The 17,437-nt window shown below is 31.4% G+C and carries 18 protein-coding genes, 1 tRNA gene, 2 riboswitches and 1 other annotated feature; of the genes, 3 read left to right on the plus strand and 16 right to left on the minus strand.

Annotated features, from left to right (window positions below):
- From ACI32A_RS06450 to mnmA, 11 genes are all read right to left on the minus strand, one after another.
- On the minus strand, positions 1 to 433 hold a 433-nt coding region (locus ACI32A_RS06450), incomplete at its 3' end, for a DUF655 domain-containing protein (RefSeq protein WP_439754216.1).
- A 53-nt stretch (positions 434 to 486) separates the two neighbouring features.
- Positions 487 to 966, minus strand: coding sequence for a transcription elongation factor GreA (gene greA, locus ACI32A_RS06455; protein WP_439754217.1), 480 nt, complete (start codon positions 964 to 966; stop codon positions 487 to 489).
- 60 nt (positions 967 to 1,026) lie between these two features.
- Positions 1,027 to 2,100, minus strand: coding sequence for an endolytic transglycosylase MltG (mltG, locus tag ACI32A_RS06460; protein WP_439754218.1), 1,074 nt, complete (start codon positions 2,098 to 2,100; stop codon positions 1,027 to 1,029).
- A complete protein-coding gene (locus tag ACI32A_RS06465) occupies positions 2,093 to 2,347 on the minus strand; it encodes a DUF1292 domain-containing protein (RefSeq protein WP_439754219.1) in 255 nt (84 codons plus the stop codon). Before ACI32A_RS06465 ends, mltG begins: the two co-directional genes overlap by 8 nt.
- Before the next feature lie 46 nt (positions 2,348 to 2,393).
- Positions 2,394 to 2,819, minus strand: coding sequence for a Holliday junction resolvase RuvX (gene ruvX / locus ACI32A_RS06470; protein WP_439754220.1), 426 nt, complete (start codon positions 2,817 to 2,819; stop codon positions 2,394 to 2,396).
- On the minus strand, positions 2,819 to 3,070 hold the full coding sequence (locus ACI32A_RS06475; protein ID WP_439754221.1) for an IreB family regulatory phosphoprotein: 252 nt from the start codon (positions 3,068 to 3,070) through the stop codon (positions 2,819 to 2,821). Before ACI32A_RS06475 ends, ruvX begins: the two co-directional genes overlap by 1 nt.
- A 418-nt stretch (positions 3,071 to 3,488) precedes the next feature.
- Positions 3,489 to 6,113 (minus strand): alanine--tRNA ligase, encoded by a 2,625-nt coding sequence (gene alaS, locus ACI32A_RS06480; protein WP_439754222.1) that lies wholly within the window; start codon positions 6,111 to 6,113, stop codon positions 3,489 to 3,491.
- 31 nt (positions 6,114 to 6,144) lie between these two features.
- Positions 6,145 to 6,330, minus strand: a binding site (T-box leader).
- 39 nt (positions 6,331 to 6,369) lie between these two features.
- Positions 6,370 to 7,533, minus strand: coding sequence for a cation diffusion facilitator family transporter (locus ACI32A_RS06485; RefSeq protein ID WP_439754223.1), 1,164 nt, complete (start codon positions 7,531 to 7,533; stop codon positions 6,370 to 6,372).
- A 70-nt stretch (positions 7,534 to 7,603) separates the two neighbouring features.
- Complete coding sequence (locus ACI32A_RS06490; RefSeq protein ID WP_439754224.1) at positions 7,604 to 8,014, minus strand: peptide deformylase; 411 nt, start codon at positions 8,012 to 8,014, stop codon at positions 7,604 to 7,606.
- Entirely contained in the window at positions 8,007 to 10,121 is a 2,115-nt protein-coding gene (gene recD2, locus ACI32A_RS06495; RefSeq protein ID WP_439754225.1) for an SF1B family DNA helicase RecD2, read from the minus strand. Before recD2 ends, ACI32A_RS06490 begins: the two co-directional genes overlap by 8 nt.
- Entirely contained in the window at positions 10,108 to 11,274 is a 1,167-nt protein-coding gene (gene mnmA / locus ACI32A_RS06500; protein ID WP_439754226.1) for a tRNA 2-thiouridine(34) synthase MnmA, read from the minus strand. The genes recD2 and mnmA overlap by 14 nt, the downstream gene beginning before the upstream one ends.
- A 97-nt stretch (positions 11,275 to 11,371) precedes the next feature.
- Here mnmA and ACI32A_RS06505 point away from each other — a divergent pair.
- Positions 11,372 to 11,458: transfer RNA gene (locus ACI32A_RS06505), tRNA-Leu, on the plus strand.
- A gap of 38 nt (positions 11,459 to 11,496) precedes the next feature.
- Here the strand turns inward: ACI32A_RS06505 and ACI32A_RS06510 are convergent.
- On the minus strand, positions 11,497 to 11,826 hold the full coding sequence (locus ACI32A_RS06510; RefSeq protein ID WP_439754227.1) for a hypothetical protein: 330 nt from the start codon (positions 11,824 to 11,826) through the stop codon (positions 11,497 to 11,499).
- 93 nt (positions 11,827 to 11,919) lie between these two features.
- Between ACI32A_RS06510 and ACI32A_RS06515 the strand changes: the two genes are divergently transcribed.
- On the plus strand, positions 11,920 to 12,453 hold the full coding sequence (locus ACI32A_RS06515) for a hypothetical protein (RefSeq protein WP_439754228.1): 534 nt from the start codon (positions 11,920 to 11,922) through the stop codon (positions 12,451 to 12,453).
- Here the strand turns inward: ACI32A_RS06515 and ACI32A_RS06520 are convergent.
- Both ACI32A_RS06520 and ACI32A_RS06525 read right to left on the minus strand, forming a co-directional pair.
- The gene (locus tag ACI32A_RS06520) at positions 12,435 to 13,139 is read right to left on the minus strand and encodes an N-acetylmuramoyl-L-alanine amidase family protein (RefSeq protein WP_439754229.1); all 705 of its coding nucleotides are present in this window, start codon (positions 13,137 to 13,139) and stop codon (positions 12,435 to 12,437) included. The genes ACI32A_RS06515 and ACI32A_RS06520 overlap by 19 nt on opposite strands.
- 35 nt (positions 13,140 to 13,174) lie before the next feature.
- Complete coding sequence (locus ACI32A_RS06525) at positions 13,175 to 13,864, minus strand: gamma-glutamyl-gamma-aminobutyrate hydrolase family protein (RefSeq protein ID WP_439754230.1); 690 nt, start codon at positions 13,862 to 13,864, stop codon at positions 13,175 to 13,177.
- A gap of 76 nt (positions 13,865 to 13,940) precedes the next feature.
- Positions 13,941 to 14,012, plus strand: a riboswitch (glycine riboswitch).
- A gap of 2 nt (positions 14,013 to 14,014) precedes the next feature.
- Positions 14,015 to 14,091: riboswitch (glycine riboswitch) on the plus strand.
- Positions 14,092 to 14,098: 7 nt separating this feature from the next.
- On the opposite strand from ACI32A_RS06525, the gene ACI32A_RS06530 reads away from it, so the two are divergent.
- Positions 14,099 to 15,415, plus strand: coding sequence for an alanine/glycine:cation symporter family protein (locus ACI32A_RS06530; RefSeq protein ID WP_439754231.1), 1,317 nt, complete (start codon positions 14,099 to 14,101; stop codon positions 15,413 to 15,415).
- Positions 15,416 to 15,422: 7 nt separating this feature from the next.
- Here the strand turns inward: ACI32A_RS06530 and ACI32A_RS06535 are convergent, their stop codons facing one another.
- Positions 15,423 to 16,610, minus strand: a complete 1,188-nt coding sequence (locus ACI32A_RS06535; protein ID WP_439754232.1) for a cation:proton antiporter — start codon at positions 16,608 to 16,610, stop codon at positions 15,423 to 15,425.
- A gap of 62 nt (positions 16,611 to 16,672) precedes the next feature.
- Entirely contained in the window at positions 16,673 to 17,425 is a 753-nt protein-coding gene (gene murI / locus ACI32A_RS06540) for a glutamate racemase (protein WP_439754233.1), read from the minus strand.
- Positions 17,426 to 17,437 lie beyond the last annotated feature (12 nt).

A 17,437-nucleotide genomic window follows, 5' to 3' on the forward strand; every position in this document is an offset into this window, starting at 1 on the left:
CCCCTATTCCTTTTACATTTTTTATGTCTTCTAAAGATTGAAAAGATTGTTCTTTACGGTATTCAATGATTCGATTGGCTAAAGCAGGTCCAATGCCTGGTAGTGTTTGTAGTTGTTCATAACTAGCAGAATTAATTGAAATTTTATTGTCTTCTTTTTTTAATACTACAATTACGTCTTGATCTAAAACAACTTGATTTAAATTCAAATGATCTGTACTTCCTAGTTGTGTTAAACCTTGTGCCATGTCGATTACATCTTGAATTGTCGCATCATAATCAACGATATAAACACCTGGTTTATTAACTTCACCTTTGATTTCTACTTGTTTTGTGCTTGGTTTTAATGTATCAAGTGATACCAAAGTATAGCGGTTAAAGAAAGAAAAACAAAATAAAAATAAGAAAAGAAAAAAGAGAAGGAATTTTTTCATAAGACTCACCCTTCTCTTTTATTCGTAAAAAATTTGAATTTGTAAAAATTTTTTTATTGAATGGAAACAATTTTTACATCATATGGTTCTTCAACACGTTTTACAGTGCAAATATCGCCTACTTTGTGATCTAAAATCACTTCTGCTAATGGTGTAATATTCGATAATTTTCCATTTAATGGATCGGCTTCTACAGAACCTACAATATTGAATGATTTTTCTTCATTTTCCGACAAATCTAAAATCGTCACATAAGAACCAATCTTTACAACATGTGCTTTTCCTTTTTTGGCTGATTCATCAATGATTTCTGAATTCTTAATTAAAGCTTCTAATTCACGAATACGCGCTTCGACTTGTCCCTGGTGTTCACGAGCGGCATCATAGTCGGCGTTTTCTGACAAGTCCCCTTGTGCTCTGGCTTCTTGTAACTCGACAATAACTTCTGCACGAGTGACATGGACTAATTGTTCATATTCCTTGACTAACGCGTCATATCCTTCTTGCGTTACATAATTTTTTTCACTTGCCATTTTGATTCACTCCTTGTTTTTTGCACTAGGAATTATAACATAGAATGTTGAAATATCAAATTATAATCCTAAATTCAATTGATCACAAATTTGCTGATGTTCGTCAAATGTTTTTGAATAATACACTTTTCCATCGCCATGTATATCGGCAGCAAAATAGAAATATTCATTTTCTTCTGGATGTAAAGTAGCTTCAAAAGCATCTTTTCCTGCATTTAAAATTGGTCCAACAGGAAGTCCATCATATAAATATGTATTATATGGAGAATCTATATCTGTTTGTACTTCACAATCCGTTGGATCGTTAAAATCATCGTATAAAGCATAACAAACAGTCACACTGGATTGCATGCGCATTCCATTGTTTAATCGATTATAGAATACACCTGCAATACTTGGCATATCTTCTTTATATCCAGACTCAAATTGAACAACAGAAGCCAGTGTTACAATTTCATGAATGCTATATTCACTTTGATTAAAATCTTCTTTATATTCTTGATACATTTGATTGAATTGATTCAATAGAATATGTGTAATTTCTTCGATGGAAGCATCAGCTGGAATGGAATACGTTTCTGGAAATAAATATCCTTCTAATTTAATTTTATATTCAGCTTTATTAATTTCATCAAAATTTAAAAATTCATAATCGTTGCATAAAGATTTTAATATTTCTTCATTGTTCCAGTAATCAATGATTTCTTGTTGATTATAATCAAAATTTTGCGAAATAATTTCTGCAATTTCTTTTGCCCACTTTCCTTCTGGAATGGTAATAGAGACACTATCTTCAAAGGCATGATTGGAATTGGATAAATATTCTAATATTTCATCTAAATTCATGCCATCATTTAATGTATAATTTCCAGCATAATAGGATACATTTCCTTTTAATTTAACATACAAAGAAGCAAATGAAGAACCATGAATCATTTCTATTTCTTCTAAGTTATTTAAGACAGATTGAAAGGATTCTCCCTGTTCAATGACCAATACCTCTTGTTTTTCTCCATTTCCAACTGGTGAAATCATAGAACGTATATAGAAAATGGATCCTAATAAAATTCCAATCAACAATAAAAGAATCACAATTAAAATAATTTTACCTTTATGACTTTTCTTTTTACGCATCTTCTTCGTCCTCAACAAAAGTATTAATGACTTCTTCAACCATATCCCATTCTTCATCGGATTGAATTGGATATAAATTTCCCTGGTCATCATAAATCGAAGCAAATACGTCACTCAAATCCCCATCAGGGTCTTGATATACAACATATTGTTTTTTGGTTTCATCACTGTCAAATGTGAATAAGATTATAAATTTCTTTTCATTTCCATTTTCGTCTTTCACATACAAACAATTTGAATCTAACATAAATAAAAGTTCCTTTCTAAAATCAAAAAGAGGGTAATATTTGAATTTACCCCCTGTTTTTTAAACTATCCAAATAATTTTGAAGAATTTGTACAGCTGCCATCTGATCAATGATTTTTTTTCGTTTTTTACGCGAAACATCCCCTTGTATCAATAATCTTTCAGCACTGACAGTTGTTAATCGTTCATCCCACAAAGTGACATGATAACCTTCTTTTTCCAGTTCATTGGCAAAATCTATAGACAATTGTCCTCGAATTCCAACATCTCCATTCATATGTTTTGGAAGCCCTAAAACAACTTCATGAATATTTTGTTCTTCTAATAAATCCAGCAACTGGTCAAAACAATCATCGTAATCATCTTGTTCAAAACGAAGCGTCGTTAATGCTCTTGCCAAAAATCCAGTGTTATCACTAATCGCAACGCCACAAGTTTTACTGCCAAGATCAAGTCCAATAATACGTCCCATTATTTATCCAAATATGCACGCACAAGTTCTTCAATAATTTCGTATCGTTCAATTCTTTGAATTAAATTTCGTGCATTTTTATGAGAAGAAATATAGGCAGGATCATTACTGATTAAGTAACCGGCAATTTGATTTTCGGAATTATAGCCTCTTTCTTCTAGAGCATTACTCACTTCTTTAAGAATCATCTTAATATTTTCTCTTCGGATGTCTTCTGTGGTAAAAGTCATAGTTTCAGTAACGTCTTTCATAATATCAACTCCTTAACTTATCTCATTATACTAAAGAAAAGACAAAAATGAAAGTGATTTCATCTTTGTCTAATAGTTTTACCATTTTTTGTTCATTTCAAAGAATAATTTACACAATATATAAATCAAAATGTATGATTCATGAAAACTGATAAAATGAATTATGGTCAAAGCTTGTCTCTTGGTCGATTCCTGTGAGGTATGATAAATCCTCATTTCATTAGATGATGACAGGATTACTTTTCTTGACCTTGTTAACTTTTATTTTCAAAAACTTTAATTTAATTCTAAATCATTATGATAAAGATACACAAAATAAAAATTAGCTACCAATCATTTAAGATTGTGTAGCTATTTTTACTTCATTTATAAGGGCAAACTTTTCATTAATAGAATATCATCTTTTATCAAAATTATATTATAAACTTTGAATAAAATTTTGAATGGATTGTAAAGCATCATCTACTTTGGAAACATCTTTACCACCAGCCTGAGCCATATCTGGTTTTCCACCACCATTTCCCTGGCAAATCTGAGCCGCTTGTTTTACCAATTGACCAGCATGAATACCATTCTTAACCGCTTGTTTACCAGCTCCTGCTACAAATACAATTTTATCATTGTTGACGTTAGCAAAGAAACAAACCGCATTTTCGTCTTGTCCTTTAATATTGGATACAACATCTTTTAAAGCTTTTGCATCCATTCCATCGACTTTTTTAATCAAAACATTGAAATGAGAAATTGGCTTGCATTCTTCAATCCATTGATTGGCTTTTAAAGTAAAGATTTGATTTTTTAAGTCTTCAATTTCTTTATTTAAAGCTTTCATTTGATCATAAGCATTCTGTACTTTTTCATCAATGTTTTTAATTCCTTTTGATTTTGCACTTAATGCGATATTTTCTAACATCTGATGTTCATTTGCCACTTCTTTATATGCTTCATATCCCGTTTTAGCTGTAATTCTTCGTGAATCCGATCCAATACTTTCTTCAGAAATGATTTTACAGAAACCAATTTGAGCCGTATTTTCTACGTGACATCCAGCACAGAATTCTTTTGATACATCTCCCATAGAAACTACACGAACCACATCACCATATTTTTCATTAAATAAAGACATGGCTCCTGTTTTCTTTGCCTCTTCAATGGCCATCATTTCTTTTGTAACAGCATAACCACTGGAAATATATTCATTCACTAAGGCTTCCACTTGTGCTAATTGTTCATTTGAAATTTTTTCAAAATGAGAAAAGTCAAAACGTAAATATTCATCACAAACATAGGAACCCGCCTGATGAATATGAGATCCTACTACTTTTTGTAAAGCGGCTTGTAATAAATGTGTACAAGAGTGATTGGCTGTTGTTTTTCTTCTTAAATCTTCATTCACTTGGCAAGTTAATTCCATTCCTTGTGTTAGAACACCTTCTTCAATTTCAATGGAATGTAAATGTTGTTTATTCGGCGCTTTTTGTACATCAATCACATTGGCTTTAAATTCCGAATTTTTCATCCATCCTTTATCACAGACTTGTCCACCGCTTTCAGCATAGAAACAAGTTACATCTAAAATAACTTCTCCACAATCACTTAAGGAATCAACTTTTTGTCCGTCTTTGAATAATCCAATGACTTTGGCTGTACAAGACAATTGATCGTATCCAATAAATTCAGATGGAGATGTAAATTCCATTAAATCCTGGTGTTGTTTACTAAACGAATCTTTATTATTACGTGCAGCACGTGCACGTTCTTTTTGTTGATTCATTTGTTCATCAAATTCTTCACGATTGACTTGTAAACCATTTTCTAAAGCAATTTCCTGTGTCAATTCAAATGGGAATCCATATGTATCGTATAACTTAAAGACGACTTCTCCACTTAATGTATCTTTTGCTTTCTTAATTTCTTCATCCAATAAAGCTTGTCCATTTTTTAATGTTTTTCTAAATGTTTCTTCTTCAATTTTGATTAATTTTTGATTAAACGCAACATGTTCTTGAAGATATGGATAAAAATCTTTCATATTATCGGCCACTACAGGTACTAATTTATATAAGAAAGGTTCATCCAAACCAAGTTTTAATCCATAACGAGCTGCACGACGAAGTACACGACGAAGAACGTAGCCACGTCCTGAATTTGAGAAATTTGCACCATCGCTTAATGCAAACGTAATTGTACGTACGTGATCGGCAATGACACGATAGGCCATTTTATATTCGCCTTCATATGGATAGTTTGCCATTTTTTCTGTCGCATGAATAATTGGCAAAAATAAATCTGTATCAAAATTTGTTTCTCCATCTTGAATCAAAGCCACTAAACGCTCCAATCCCATTCCGGTATCAATATTTTTCTGTGGCAATTCTTTATATTCTTTTCGATCCATTTCTGGATTGCAGTCATATTGAGAAAAAACAACATTCCAGACTTCAATATAACGATCGTTTTCCATTTCTTCAAAAAATAATTTTTCGCCCAATCCTTCTGGATCGTATTTTGGACCACGATCGAAGAAAATTTCACTATCTGGTCCTCCAGGACCTTTTCCGATTTCCCAGAAATTTTCTTTTGTTTTTAGAATATGACTTGGATCCACTTTACAGTTTTCAGTCCAAATGCGATATGCATCTTGATCATCAATATAAACCGTAATATATAGTCTTTCTTTATCAATACCCATCCATTCATCACTTGTCAAAAATTCCCATGCGAATGGAATGGCTTCTTCTTTAAAATAATCACCAATTGAGAAATTCCCTAACATCTCAAAGAATGTATGATGACGTGCAGTCTTACCTACATTTTCAATATCATTTGTACGAATGCTTTTTTGTGCATTGGCAATGCGATTACAACGAGGCTTTTCACTTCCATCAAAATATTTTTTTAAAGCCGCTACCCCTGCATTGATCCATAATAAAGTTGGATCATTGTTTGGGACTAAAGAAGCTCCTGGTTCAATCATATGTCCTTTACTTTTAAAATAATCCAAAAACATTTGTCGAACTTGATTTCCTGTTAATTGTTTCATATTTTCCTCCAATAAAAAAAACGTTCCTGTTTCTAGGAACGTAAAATTACGCGGTACCATCCTAGTTCACCTTTTGGGTGCACCTTAATTCTCGTTATCGCCGAATACGTTTTCACTCCAAAGTTAGCTTCCGTTTTAATTGTTGTAAAGTTTTCACCAGCCACTTTATCTCTTTATTACCCTTTTAAAATGTACTTATCTTCTTCCACGTGAACAGAAATAATATATCAAAATAAAATAAAAAATTCAATAGTTTTCAGGCAAATGGATGATCAATTGTAATGACCAAATAAATGATTTTATCAACATTCATATGCGATAAAATATCGTTTTCAATTTCTTTTTTTGTTTTTGTTTCCTCAAAAGGAATGACTAAATCAAAAACCAGATTATCATGTGTTGGTCCTGTAACAATGCGAAAATCATGAAACTTCCATTCTGGATTACATAAACAAATAGCGTCTTTTACTTTTTCTTTATAGTATTCTGTTTTTGGATCATTAACTCTAACTGGATCCATATGCAATACCAATTCAATTCCCATTTTCTCTTTTACAGCTCTTTCAACATTATCTATATGATCATGAATTTCAAAAATATCATTTTCACTATCTACTTCTACATGGGCACTGGCAAATTGTTTATTGGGTCCATAGTCATGTAAAATAAAATCATGAACCCCTAATATTCTTGCATCCGATAAAATAATATCTACAATTTCATTCACAAAATCACTATCGGGTGCTTGTCCAATCAATGAATTAATGACTTCTTTTAATAAATTATAGGCATTCCATAAAATGATAACAGAAACTACAATTCCCATATATCCATCTAAATTAAAATGAATAATTGGAGAAAGAATGGTTGAAAGTAAAACCCCTGTGGTTCCTAATACATCACTAATCGAATCCAATGCTGTAGCTTCTAATAAAGAAGATTCATATACTTTAGATAATTTTTTATTATAACTATACATCCATAATTTAACGGAAATTGAAATCAATAAAATCAAAATGGTAATCCATCGAAAATCAATTTCCTGGGGATGAATGATTTTAATAACACTTTCTTTAATCATTTCAAAACCTAAAAAAACAATGATCACACCAACAAATAAAGAAGCAATGGATTCACTTCTTTGATGTCCATATGGATGATCTTTATCCGCTGGTTTATTAGAAAAATAAAAAGAAATGATAGAAATAATATTACTTCCAGCATCGGTTAAGTTATTGATGGCATCGGCTTGAATGGAAACAGAGGTCACCAAAATACCAATGATAAATTTAATTAGAAAAAGAAAAATATTATTACAGATTCCAATCCAGCCACATAAAGTACCTACAGCACTTCTTACATCTGCACTTTTTGTATCGGAAGCATTTTTAACAAATTTTGAAACTAAAAACGATATCATAGTAACCTCCTGTGATTTGAAGCAAATTATAACACCTTTCCGTATAAATTCAAAAAAAAAAAACGAAATTCTAGATTAGAATTCCGTTACAGTGATCGACTTCATGTTGAATGATTTGTGCTGTAAAATCTGTAAAAACTTGTATATGTTTTTTGAAAGAAAGATCTTGATATTCTACCGTTATTTGTCGATAACGAATTGTATTTCTTTGCCCCAGTAAAGATAAACAACCTTCTTGTGTTTGATATGGATTTGATTTTTTGATAATTTTTGGATTGATCAAAATCAAGTCTAAATACCCGGCATTGACAATAATCATATTCTTTGAATATCCAATCATATTCGCTGCCATACCGGCACATTCTTTTTTATGGAAATTTAATGTATCTTTTAAATCTTTCGCAATATATAAGTCCTTATTAGTACATTGACTCGATTTGATAGACAAAAAGTTTTCATCTTTTATAATGGATTTAATCATGATTTCCTCCTAAATATAAACGCAACGAAGTGAAACGCATTCGTTTTTGTTTTAATTTCACTTGATTTTCAAATACTTGTTGATTTCCAATGATATATAAATGATGTTTTGCACGAGAAATAGCCGTATAAATCAATCGTTTTTCCAGCATATATAGAAAAGAGGAATCTACAATAAATAAAACAATATTATATTCACTTCCCTGTGCTTTATGAACGGATACACAATAAGCATGTGTCAAATAATAAAGATAGTCGTGATCAAAAGTCACAATATGATCATTAAATTCCACTTCAATACTGTTTCCTTCTTTTGTTTTTTCAATATGGGTAATTACACCCATATCTCCATTATAAACATCTTCTTCAGCCATATTCTTCAACAACATAACACGATCTTTTTCTCGAAAAATGATATTTCCAACTTTCATTTCATTTTTATAAGATGTTTTAGGGTTTTTTATTTGCTGAATAATCGAATTAATGGCATCAATTCCACAATATCCTTTATACATAGGCGCTAAAATCTGCATTTGATCAAAGTCATTTTCCATAACCAGTTTGACAATTTCACTTAAAATTTCCTGACTATTTCTTTCTAAAAATGTCACTCCATCTACATAATGACAAACTTTGTCTTCACGAATTTCTTTTGCCAATGTCACAATACCGGAGCCATTTTCCTGGCGAAAAATTTTAGTTAAATGAATAACAGGAAAAAGAGAAGAAGAAATCAAGTCTTCAAATACTTTTCCAGGTCCTACGCTTTCCAATTGATTTTCATCACCAATTAATAGAATGCGACAATGAACAGGAAGTGCCTTTAATAATTGTGCAAATAAATGTGTATCCACCATACTAAATTCATCCACAATTAAAATATCACAATCCACTTTATTGTTTTCGTCTTTTCCAAATGTATTGGAATGCAAATCCCATTGAAGCAAAGAATGAATGGTACGAGAATCGCAATCCGATAATTGTGCCAATCGTTTGGAAGCTCTTCCTGTTGGAGCACATAATTGAATAAAGGAATTCGGAAATACTTGTGAACAAATTCTTAAGATTCCTCTAACGATTGTTGTTTTACCTGTTCCAGGTCCTCCATTTAAAATGGAAAAAGAATGTTGAAAAAAAGTATGAAAGGCTTCTTTTTGTTTACAGTCATATTCAATATTTAATGAAAACTCCACTTCTCTTATTTTTGAAAAAAGAACATCTTCATCTATTGTTTCCACATCAAAAATATGTTTTTTACACAAATCCGCAATAGTTTTTTCATCGTCTAATAAATGAAATGGATAAATGCGATTGTCTTCCATTTGAAATACATCATCTAAAACAAGTCGATCAATGGCTTGGTCAATATTTTCTTTTGACAAAGTCTTTGCGTTTTCATAAATAGTAACAGCACTTATATATGTATTCCCCGTATTCATACAGAAATCACGACAAATATTGCAAATATAAGCATCTATTCGCCTTGTATCCATGGATTCTAATCCCATTTGATTGGCTAATAATACACTGGTTTTATAGCCAAATCCATTGATTTCATAAAAAGGCTGAAAACAATTGTTTTCAATAACCTCCAAAGGTTTATCATATGTCTTTTCTAATAATTCAATTTTTGTTTCACTTAAACCATATCGAACCAATTGAAGATACGATTCATTAAATCCATTAAATTCTTTCATCCCCTTTTCAATAATTTGAATTTTCTTTTTATTTAAAGAAGAAATTGAATATAAAACTTTAGAATCTTTTGAAATCGTTTCTAAACATGAATCACCTAAAACATTATATATTTCCTGTGCTGTTTTCTTTCCTATGCCACTAAATCTTTCACCACTTAAAAAACGAATAATTTGTTTTTCATTGGTTGGTAATTTTTTTTGAGCCGTTTGAATTTGAAACTGATCCCCGTATTTGGGATGTTTGATATAGCTACCCGTTAAAACATAATCCATATCTTCTTGTACATCACGAATAATTCCTGTTGCGGTAAATACATGATATGTATCATTTTGTGAAAAAGAAGCCACGACATAATGATTTTGAGGATTTTCATACACAATGTATTCGAGTTTTGCCTCAATGGTTTCCATTTTGTTTCTCCTGATATGTCTTTAGAATTTTTTGATTTAAATCTTGATTATGAATATATACTTCTTCAATAACACCGCCACCCAAGCAAATATCACCATCATAGAAAACAGCTTCTTGTCCACAAGTAACCGATGCGATTTTTTGTGGATAACGTAATAAAACTGTTTTTTCATCTAGTTTTGTCAAGAAAACATCTTGATCTGGTTGACGATAACGAAATTTGGCGGTGCATTTTTCTTTGATTTCATAGTTTTCTGGCAATAACCAGTTCACATCTTTGACTAAACAAGACGTGGAATAAAGCCATTGTTGATGTGTATGATGACAAACAAATAAAATATTATTCACTACATCTTTTCCAACCACAAACCAAGGTCCGGCTACATGATCGATATTTAAGCCTTTTCTTTGTCCAATGGTATAATATAAAACTCCAATATGTTGTCCAAGCACTTTTCCAGTATCTATGTCAACAATATTTCCTTCTTTTGAAGGTAAATAATTCGTTAAGAATTTACGAAAATCTCTTTCACCGATAAAACAAATTCCGGTACTATCTTTTTTGGTTGCTACACTATCCAATTGTAAATCCAAAGCATATTGACGAACTTGTGGTTTAATAATATTTCCCAATGGAAACATTGTTTTTTGTAGAGCACTTTTATTTACTTGACACAAAAAATAAGTCTGATCTTTATTTGTGTCTTTTGCCCTTGTTAAATATCGAAATCCATCTATATCTTTTGTAGAAGCATAGTGCCCTGTCGCCACTACATCAAAGCCTTTTTCCATGGCATATTCAAAAAATGAATCAAATTTAATATATTTATTGCATAAAATATCTGGATTAGGTGTACGACCTTTTTCGTATTCACTTAAAAACGTTTTAAATACATGGTCCCAGTATTCTTTTATAAAATCCACACGTAACAATTCTAAACCCAAATGCCTGGCAACTTGTAAAGCATCCATATAATCTTGTTCTTGTGGACACGTATCATTTTGAATGGTTGGATTCCCTTCAATGTCATTATTCGCAAAAGCATCCCAGTTACGCATAAAACAACACGTTACATCATAGCCTTGTTCTTTTAATAAATATGCTGCAATAGCGGAATCAACTCCACCACTTAATCCAACTAATATTTTCATATCCTAGTCCTCCATCTGACATTATAACAGATTCATGAAAAAAAAGTTCTTTTTTACTTGAAAACATAAAGAAGATTGTATATAATACTTAAGCAATGCCCTGGTGGTGAAACTGGTAGACGCAGTGGACTCAAAATCCACCGGTAGCGATACCGTGCCGGTTCGAGTCCGGCCTGGGGCACCATTTAAAAAAATACAACATATGTAAATATGTTGTTTTTTTTATTGATTTTTATATAGTTTTTCAAATTGATTCGCAAAATGAAATAAAGAACACAAAGAAAGTAAATATTCTTTTTCATTTTTTTGTAGTTCAATCAATGTTGATGAAATTTGTTCAAAATACAAAGAAGCATTTATAAGTATTTCTTTTGTTTTTTCATCATCAAAAAAATTCAATAAAACTTTACATTCTTTTGAAAAACCATAAAACAGATCACAAATTCTTTGAATATCATTTTCTTCGTTTCGTACCAATTTAAAACAAATTTGTTTGATTTCTTTTGATAATTCAAATAAGCGAAGAGAACTATTTTCTATTATCTTTTCCATGTTTATTATTTTATCATACAACAACTAATTATGTTAAAGGTTTCACTAAAATAATCAAAATAAATTGTTTATAATAAATATGAGGTGAAAAACATGTTTCCAGTTTTATATGTACAAAAAATTAATACGCGTTTATTCAAGCATTGCGGTATTTATCCTACTTTATATTTTAAAATAAAAAAAGATGAATCGATTACAGATTTGTTATATGAAGAATATATGGATTCTATTCAAGAAGAAATCACTAAATCCATTATTCATCAATTTACCATGGCACAGCCTACAACTGTAAAAAACGATGGTACTTTATTTATTATTTTTAGAGATAATGTAGATACAGATCAAATCAAAGAATTTTGTATACAACTTATTGAAGAAATTGATTTCTATACAAAAGGAAAACATTATGCGGATTTTGTGATTTTGAATACAATATTGATGGAAATGGATCGACCTGCAACTTTATTTAAGTTTTCAAAAGTTGGTGAAAAATTAACACAAACCGATGAATTAGAAAATTTAAAAACGACCATACAGGGAAAACAAGCACAAGATCATAATTGTTTAATGACATATCCTGAATTTTTAGAAGAAAAAAAATCACAAGATCAAGATTCTTGTGATTGAATATATTCTACATACGCTTGTGCCAGACTTTTGGCAATGACATTTTGATTTTCTTCTTGTTGAAGTTGATTTAATTCCATGGCATTGGTAATAAAACCGGCTTCAAATAATATAGAAGGCATTTCATTATAGTCAACAACATATAAAGGATTCCCTTGTGTAGAACGCGTTCCCAAATCGCTTTGCCAGCCATTTTGTTCTAGATAATATGAAATTTGATTAGCAATTTGCCAGGAAACTTCATCATCATCTCGAACATAAGAATAATAGCCCGATACACTTTCATCTTCATTGGAATTAATATGAATGGAAATAAAGTAATCGGCTTTTTCTTTTTTAGCCATTTTTACACGCTCTATTAAATCGTCTTCTTCATTATCTGCCCATTCAACAACATCATTTTCTCTTGTATAAACAACTTTAATTCTTGGATCCATTTCTTCAATTTCTTTTCCCATTTTTAAAGCCAGAGCCAAAGTAATATCTTTTTCACAGGTTCCATCACCTCCAATGGTTCCTCCATCATAGCCTCCATGTCCTGCATCAATCATAATTGTAGCAATTGTTTCTATCTTTTCTTCTTTTTCATACTTAGGTATCAAATAATATCCTATTAAAGAAATGATAATAATTACAGGAAGAATTAAAATCAATAAGCGATGTATTTTTAGTTTTCTTTTTGGCATGGGTGTATTATATCACTTTTTTTTAAAATTTCATCTCAAAACATTTTTGATGCTTGAATAAATTTTTTAAAAATTAAATCACTTTCTTCATCTTTTTTATATTCTGGATGCCATTGAACAGCCCAAAGAAAAGGATGATCTTCTTTATAAATAGCTTCAATTAATCCATCTTCACTAATAGCCATCTTTTTTAATCCTTTTCCAAGAATATCAATGGCTTGATGATGAAGACTATTAACATACATGGTTTCTTTTTTTAATAAATCATATAATGGTGTGTCTTTTAAAATAGAAACAAAATGAATGCCTTTATCATATGGCTTATCTTGTTTATGAATTGTATTGGTTTGAAAACAAGAAGGAATATCCTGAATCAATGTTCCTTGAAAATAGGCATTAATGAATTGAATGCCTCGACAAATTCCTAAAATTGGTTTTTTATGTTTTAATGCGTAATTCAATACATCAAATTCTAATTGATCTCTTTTTTCGCATGGAAAAACATTTTCTTTTCTTTCTTGATGATACAACAAAGGATTGACATCTTGTCCACCAGTAAATAAAAAACCATCACATTTTTCATATACATCTTGTATATCACTTGAAAATGGAAGCATAATGGGAATGCCACCATTTCTTTGAATGCCATCAAAATATTCTTCTAACATCCAGTAACATTGTTTTTCATCATCCCATAAAGGAAGTACACCAATAACAGGTTTCATATTTTTCTCCTATCTATATTTTATAAACATTTGTATTGCATTCTTAGACATTTTTCAGTATAGTGATTTCGTTCGGTTGAAAACAGCGAAAGAGTGCTTCGGCCGCCGAAGAATTAAAAATTTCAGGCAAAAGGATCGCTGATGGACGAGCCTTTGGAGAGTTTCACACAAAGTGAACGCCGAAGGAGCAAGTCAGTTGACGAATCTCTCAGGCAAAAGGACAAAGGAGGATATATGGAAACTTTCACTTATTTTTTAAATCAAATCAAAGAACTCATTTGGGGCTATCCCCTTATCTTTTTACTTTTGGGAACAGGACTCTATTTTTCCATTCAACTTGGCTTTCTTCAATTTCGTAAACTTTTTTTAGCTTTTCGTCTATTATTTAAAAAAGAAGACCAGCCTGGGGATGTATCGAGTTTTCAGGCATTGTGTACAGCTTTATCCAGCACCATTGGAACCGGAAACATTGTTGGTGTAGCCACTGCCATTATGGCAGGAGGGCCTGGTGCTATTTTCTGGATGTGGGTATCCGCATTTTTAGGCATGGCAACCAAATATGCGGAAGGATTATTAGCCATTGAATATCGAATCAAAGATGCAAAAGGTCAAATGGCAGGAGGGCCTATGTATTATATTGAACGTGGACTTCATTTAAAATGGTTAGCTAAATGCTTTGCGTTCTTTGGTTTGTGTGTGGCCTTATTAGGAATTGGAACCTTTACCCAAGTTAAATCCATTTCCGATGCTCTTTCATTAACATTTCATATTCCAACCCTTATCGTAGCTGTTCTTTTAGTCATTTGTGTTGGATTTATCACACTGGGAGGCATTCAAAGAATTGCTTCCGTTTCTGAAAAAATTGTTCCATTTATGAGTGTAGCCTATATTTCAGGTGTCATTTGTATCTTATGCCTTCATTTCAAACAAATTCCTTCTGTCTTTCATTTAATTTTTCAATCCGCTTTTTCATATAATTCTGTATTTGGTGCCACTTTAGGCATTGCGATGAAAAGCGGAATTTCCAGAGGCATATTTTCCAATGAATCCGGATTAGGTTCTGCTCCTATTGCGGCAGCCAGTGCAAAAACCCATTCCAGTGTTGAACAAGGACTGGTTTCTATGACAGGTACATTTATTGATACAATCTTAGTATGTACCATGACTGGCTTGGCTATTCTTATAACACAAGCTTATAATACAAACCTTAATGGAGCTGCCTTAACAACCTATGCTTTTACAAATACTTTGGGTTCGATTGGAAGTTATATTGTCAACATTGGATTAATTTTCTTTGCGTTTACAACCATCATTGGATGGAACTTTTACGGTGAAAAATGTATTCAATATTTATGGGGTGAAAAATCCATTTTGCCTTATAAAATTGTTTTCTTAATTTGTATTGCGATTGGTCCTTTCATGTCCTTAGAATTTGTATTTGTGTTAGCTGATATTGTTAATGGGTGTATGGCTTTTCCGAATTTAATTGGATTAATTGGTTTACGAAATGTCATTATTTCAAAAACAAAAGAATATTTTAAAAGAGCTTAGTAAAAAACTAAGCTCTTATTTCTTCTTTGAAATGATTTTCTCGGTATAAAATCTTTAACAATATCGGTGTTAACACACTAGAGATTATAATCAATAAAATAACAGAAGTAAAGATAATTGGATCCATCAATCCTACTGATAATCCTTTTTGCGAAACAATCAAAGCCACTTCTCCTCGTGTCATCATTCCCACTCCAATGCGTAAACTATTTTTATTGGAAAAACCACATAGTTTAGCCATTAATCCACAGCCAATAATTTTTGAAGCTAATGCTACAATCACAAAAGCAATGGTAAAGACAATGATGGCTGCATTGATATGGTCAATAGTTGTTTTCAATCCAATACTGGCAAAAAAAACAGGTCCAAAGAACATATAATTGGATACTTCCATTTTTCGATCAATATAAGAACTATCATCTATGTTACATAAAATAATACCGGCTAAAAAGGCACCTGTAATATCCGCAATACCAAAGAATTCTTCGGCTAAATAAGCCATAATCAAACACAATGCCAATCCAAAAATGGGGATTCGACGTGTATGTGGATTTTCTTTGTCCATTTTTTTAAAGAAACGATAAATTAAAACACCCAATCCAAAGCTCAGTATAAAAAATAATGCTGTATTGATTAAAACTGTAGTGGGTTTTACACTTGGATCTTTAAATCCAATTAAAATCGTTAAAACAATGATTCCAATGACATCATCAATAATAGCCGCTGAAACAATTGTCGTTCCTGTTTCGCCATTTAATTTTCCCATTTCTTTTAATGTCTGAACGGTAATACTGACAGAAGTAGCTGTCATAATGCAACCAATAAAGACATTAGAATAGAATTCTAAGCTTCCAATAGGTGGAAATCCATTGAAACAAAAAGATAAAATAGAACCTAAAATCAATGGAATAAATACCCCGGCACAGGCAATCGCAAATGCTTTTGGTCCGGTTTTCAATAAATCATGTAAATCACTTTCAAGACCAGCGGAAAACATCAATAAAATGACACCAATTTCAGCCATTTGTGTTAAAAAATCTGTGGGTTGTACCCATCCTAATATACTTGGACCAATTAAAAGTCCTGCAATAATTTCTCCAGCTACTTGAGGAATTTTAAATTTTCGAGCAATAATTCCACAAATCTTTGCCATTACTACAATAATGGCTAAATCTCTTAATATACTATACTCCATTCTCTCACCTTCCTTAGAAATAGTAGTCCTATTCTAAAAAAAATGTCAAACAAAAAAAAGAATTATTTCAGGTATTCAAATAATTCTTTTGACAATGAAATTTTTGTTTCTAATGAATTTTGAAATACAATGGATCCTTTTCCTGTATTTAAAAGATGATTTTGTGTCAATATATCTTTTAAATGATTCACAGTTCCTGTATTTCCATCAATGATTAAAATTGATGGAACCATTTTCTCTAAAATTGATTTATAAAACACAAAGTGGGTACATCCTAATACAAGGCTATCAAAGTTTTGGTGTGGTAAATATGAAGATAAAACATCTTGAACATATTCAACATCATTTAATTGATTTTCTTCTACAAGTCTTACCAATTTTGGACAAGCCACTTTAACAATTTCGTGATTCGCTTCAAATTGTTTCATTAAATCCGCAAATTTCTTTTCACGAAGCGTAAAATCCGTTGCCCATACCAATATTTTTTGATGATCACCAATTTCACATGCCACTTTTAAAGCGGGTTCCATACCAATAATAGGAATCGAATATCTTTTTCTTAATAGATTCACACAAGCTGAAGTTGCTGTATTACATGCAATCACAATGGCTTTGACATCTTGTTGTATAAAATGATCACAAATTTCAATGCAACGTTTTGTGATTTCTTCTTTTGTCTTGGTTCCATATGGATTGTGTTTGGAATCGCCAAAGAAAATATAGTTTTCCTGGGGCATAGTTTGTACTAAAGTATGAAGGACACTGATTCCACCTAATCCTGAATCAAAAACACCGATTGGAGAAGATGTATTCATGAATAAAACCCC

The organism is Floccifex sp., from assembly GCF_051873555.1.
GTDB lineage: Bacteria > Bacillota_I > Bacilli_A > Erysipelotrichales > Erysipelotrichaceae > Floccifex.

Coding starts and splice junctions, on each gene's coding strand:
- greA (WP_439754217.1), bottom strand. CDS start 966: ATGGCAAGTGAAAAAAATTATGTAACGCAAGAAGGATATGACGCGTTA.
- ACI32A_RS06465 (WP_439754219.1), bottom strand. CDS start 2,347: ATGTTAGATTCAAATTGTTTGTATGTGAAAGACGAAAATGGAAATGAA.
- ACI32A_RS06485 (WP_439754223.1), bottom strand. CDS start 7,533: ATGATATCGTTTTTAGTTTCAAAATTTGTTAAAAATGCTTCCGATACA.
- mnmA (WP_439754226.1), bottom strand. CDS start 11,274: ATGAAAATATTAGTTGGATTAAGTGGTGGAGTTGATTCCGCTATTGCA.
- ACI32A_RS06510 (WP_439754227.1), bottom strand. CDS start 11,826: ATGGAAAAGATAATAGAAAATAGTTCTCTTCGCTTATTTGAATTATCA.
- ACI32A_RS06475 (WP_439754221.1), bottom strand. CDS start 3,070: ATGAAAGACGTTACTGAAACTATGACTTTTACCACAGAAGACATCCGA.
- murI (WP_439754233.1), bottom strand. CDS start 17,425: ATGAATACATCTTCTCCAATCGGTGTTTTTGATTCAGGATTAGGTGGA.
- mltG (WP_439754218.1), bottom strand. CDS start 2,100: ATGCGTAAAAAGAAAAGTCATAAAGGTAAAATTATTTTAATTGTGATT.
- ACI32A_RS06515 (WP_439754228.1), top strand. CDS start 11,920: ATGTTTCCAGTTTTATATGTACAAAAAATTAATACGCGTTTATTCAAG.
- ACI32A_RS06530 (WP_439754231.1), top strand. CDS start 14,099: ATGGAAACTTTCACTTATTTTTTAAATCAAATCAAAGAACTCATTTGG.
- recD2 (WP_439754225.1), bottom strand. CDS start 10,121: ATGGAAACCATTGAGGCAAAACTCGAATACATTGTGTATGAAAATCCT.
- ACI32A_RS06490 (WP_439754224.1), bottom strand. CDS start 8,014: ATGATTAAATCCATTATAAAAGATGAAAACTTTTTGTCTATCAAATCG.
- ruvX (WP_439754220.1), bottom strand. CDS start 2,819: ATGGGACGTATTATTGGACTTGATCTTGGCAGTAAAACTTGTGGCGTT.
- alaS (WP_439754222.1), bottom strand. CDS start 6,113: ATGAAACAATTAACAGGAAATCAAGTTCGACAAATGTTTTTGGATTAT.
- ACI32A_RS06535 (WP_439754232.1), bottom strand. CDS start 16,610: ATGGAGTATAGTATATTAAGAGATTTAGCCATTATTGTAGTAATGGCA.
- ACI32A_RS06525 (WP_439754230.1), bottom strand. CDS start 13,864: ATGAAACCTGTTATTGGTGTACTTCCTTTATGGGATGATGAAAAACAA.
- ACI32A_RS06520 (WP_439754229.1), bottom strand. CDS start 13,139: ATGCCAAAAAGAAAACTAAAAATACATCGCTTATTGATTTTAATTCTT.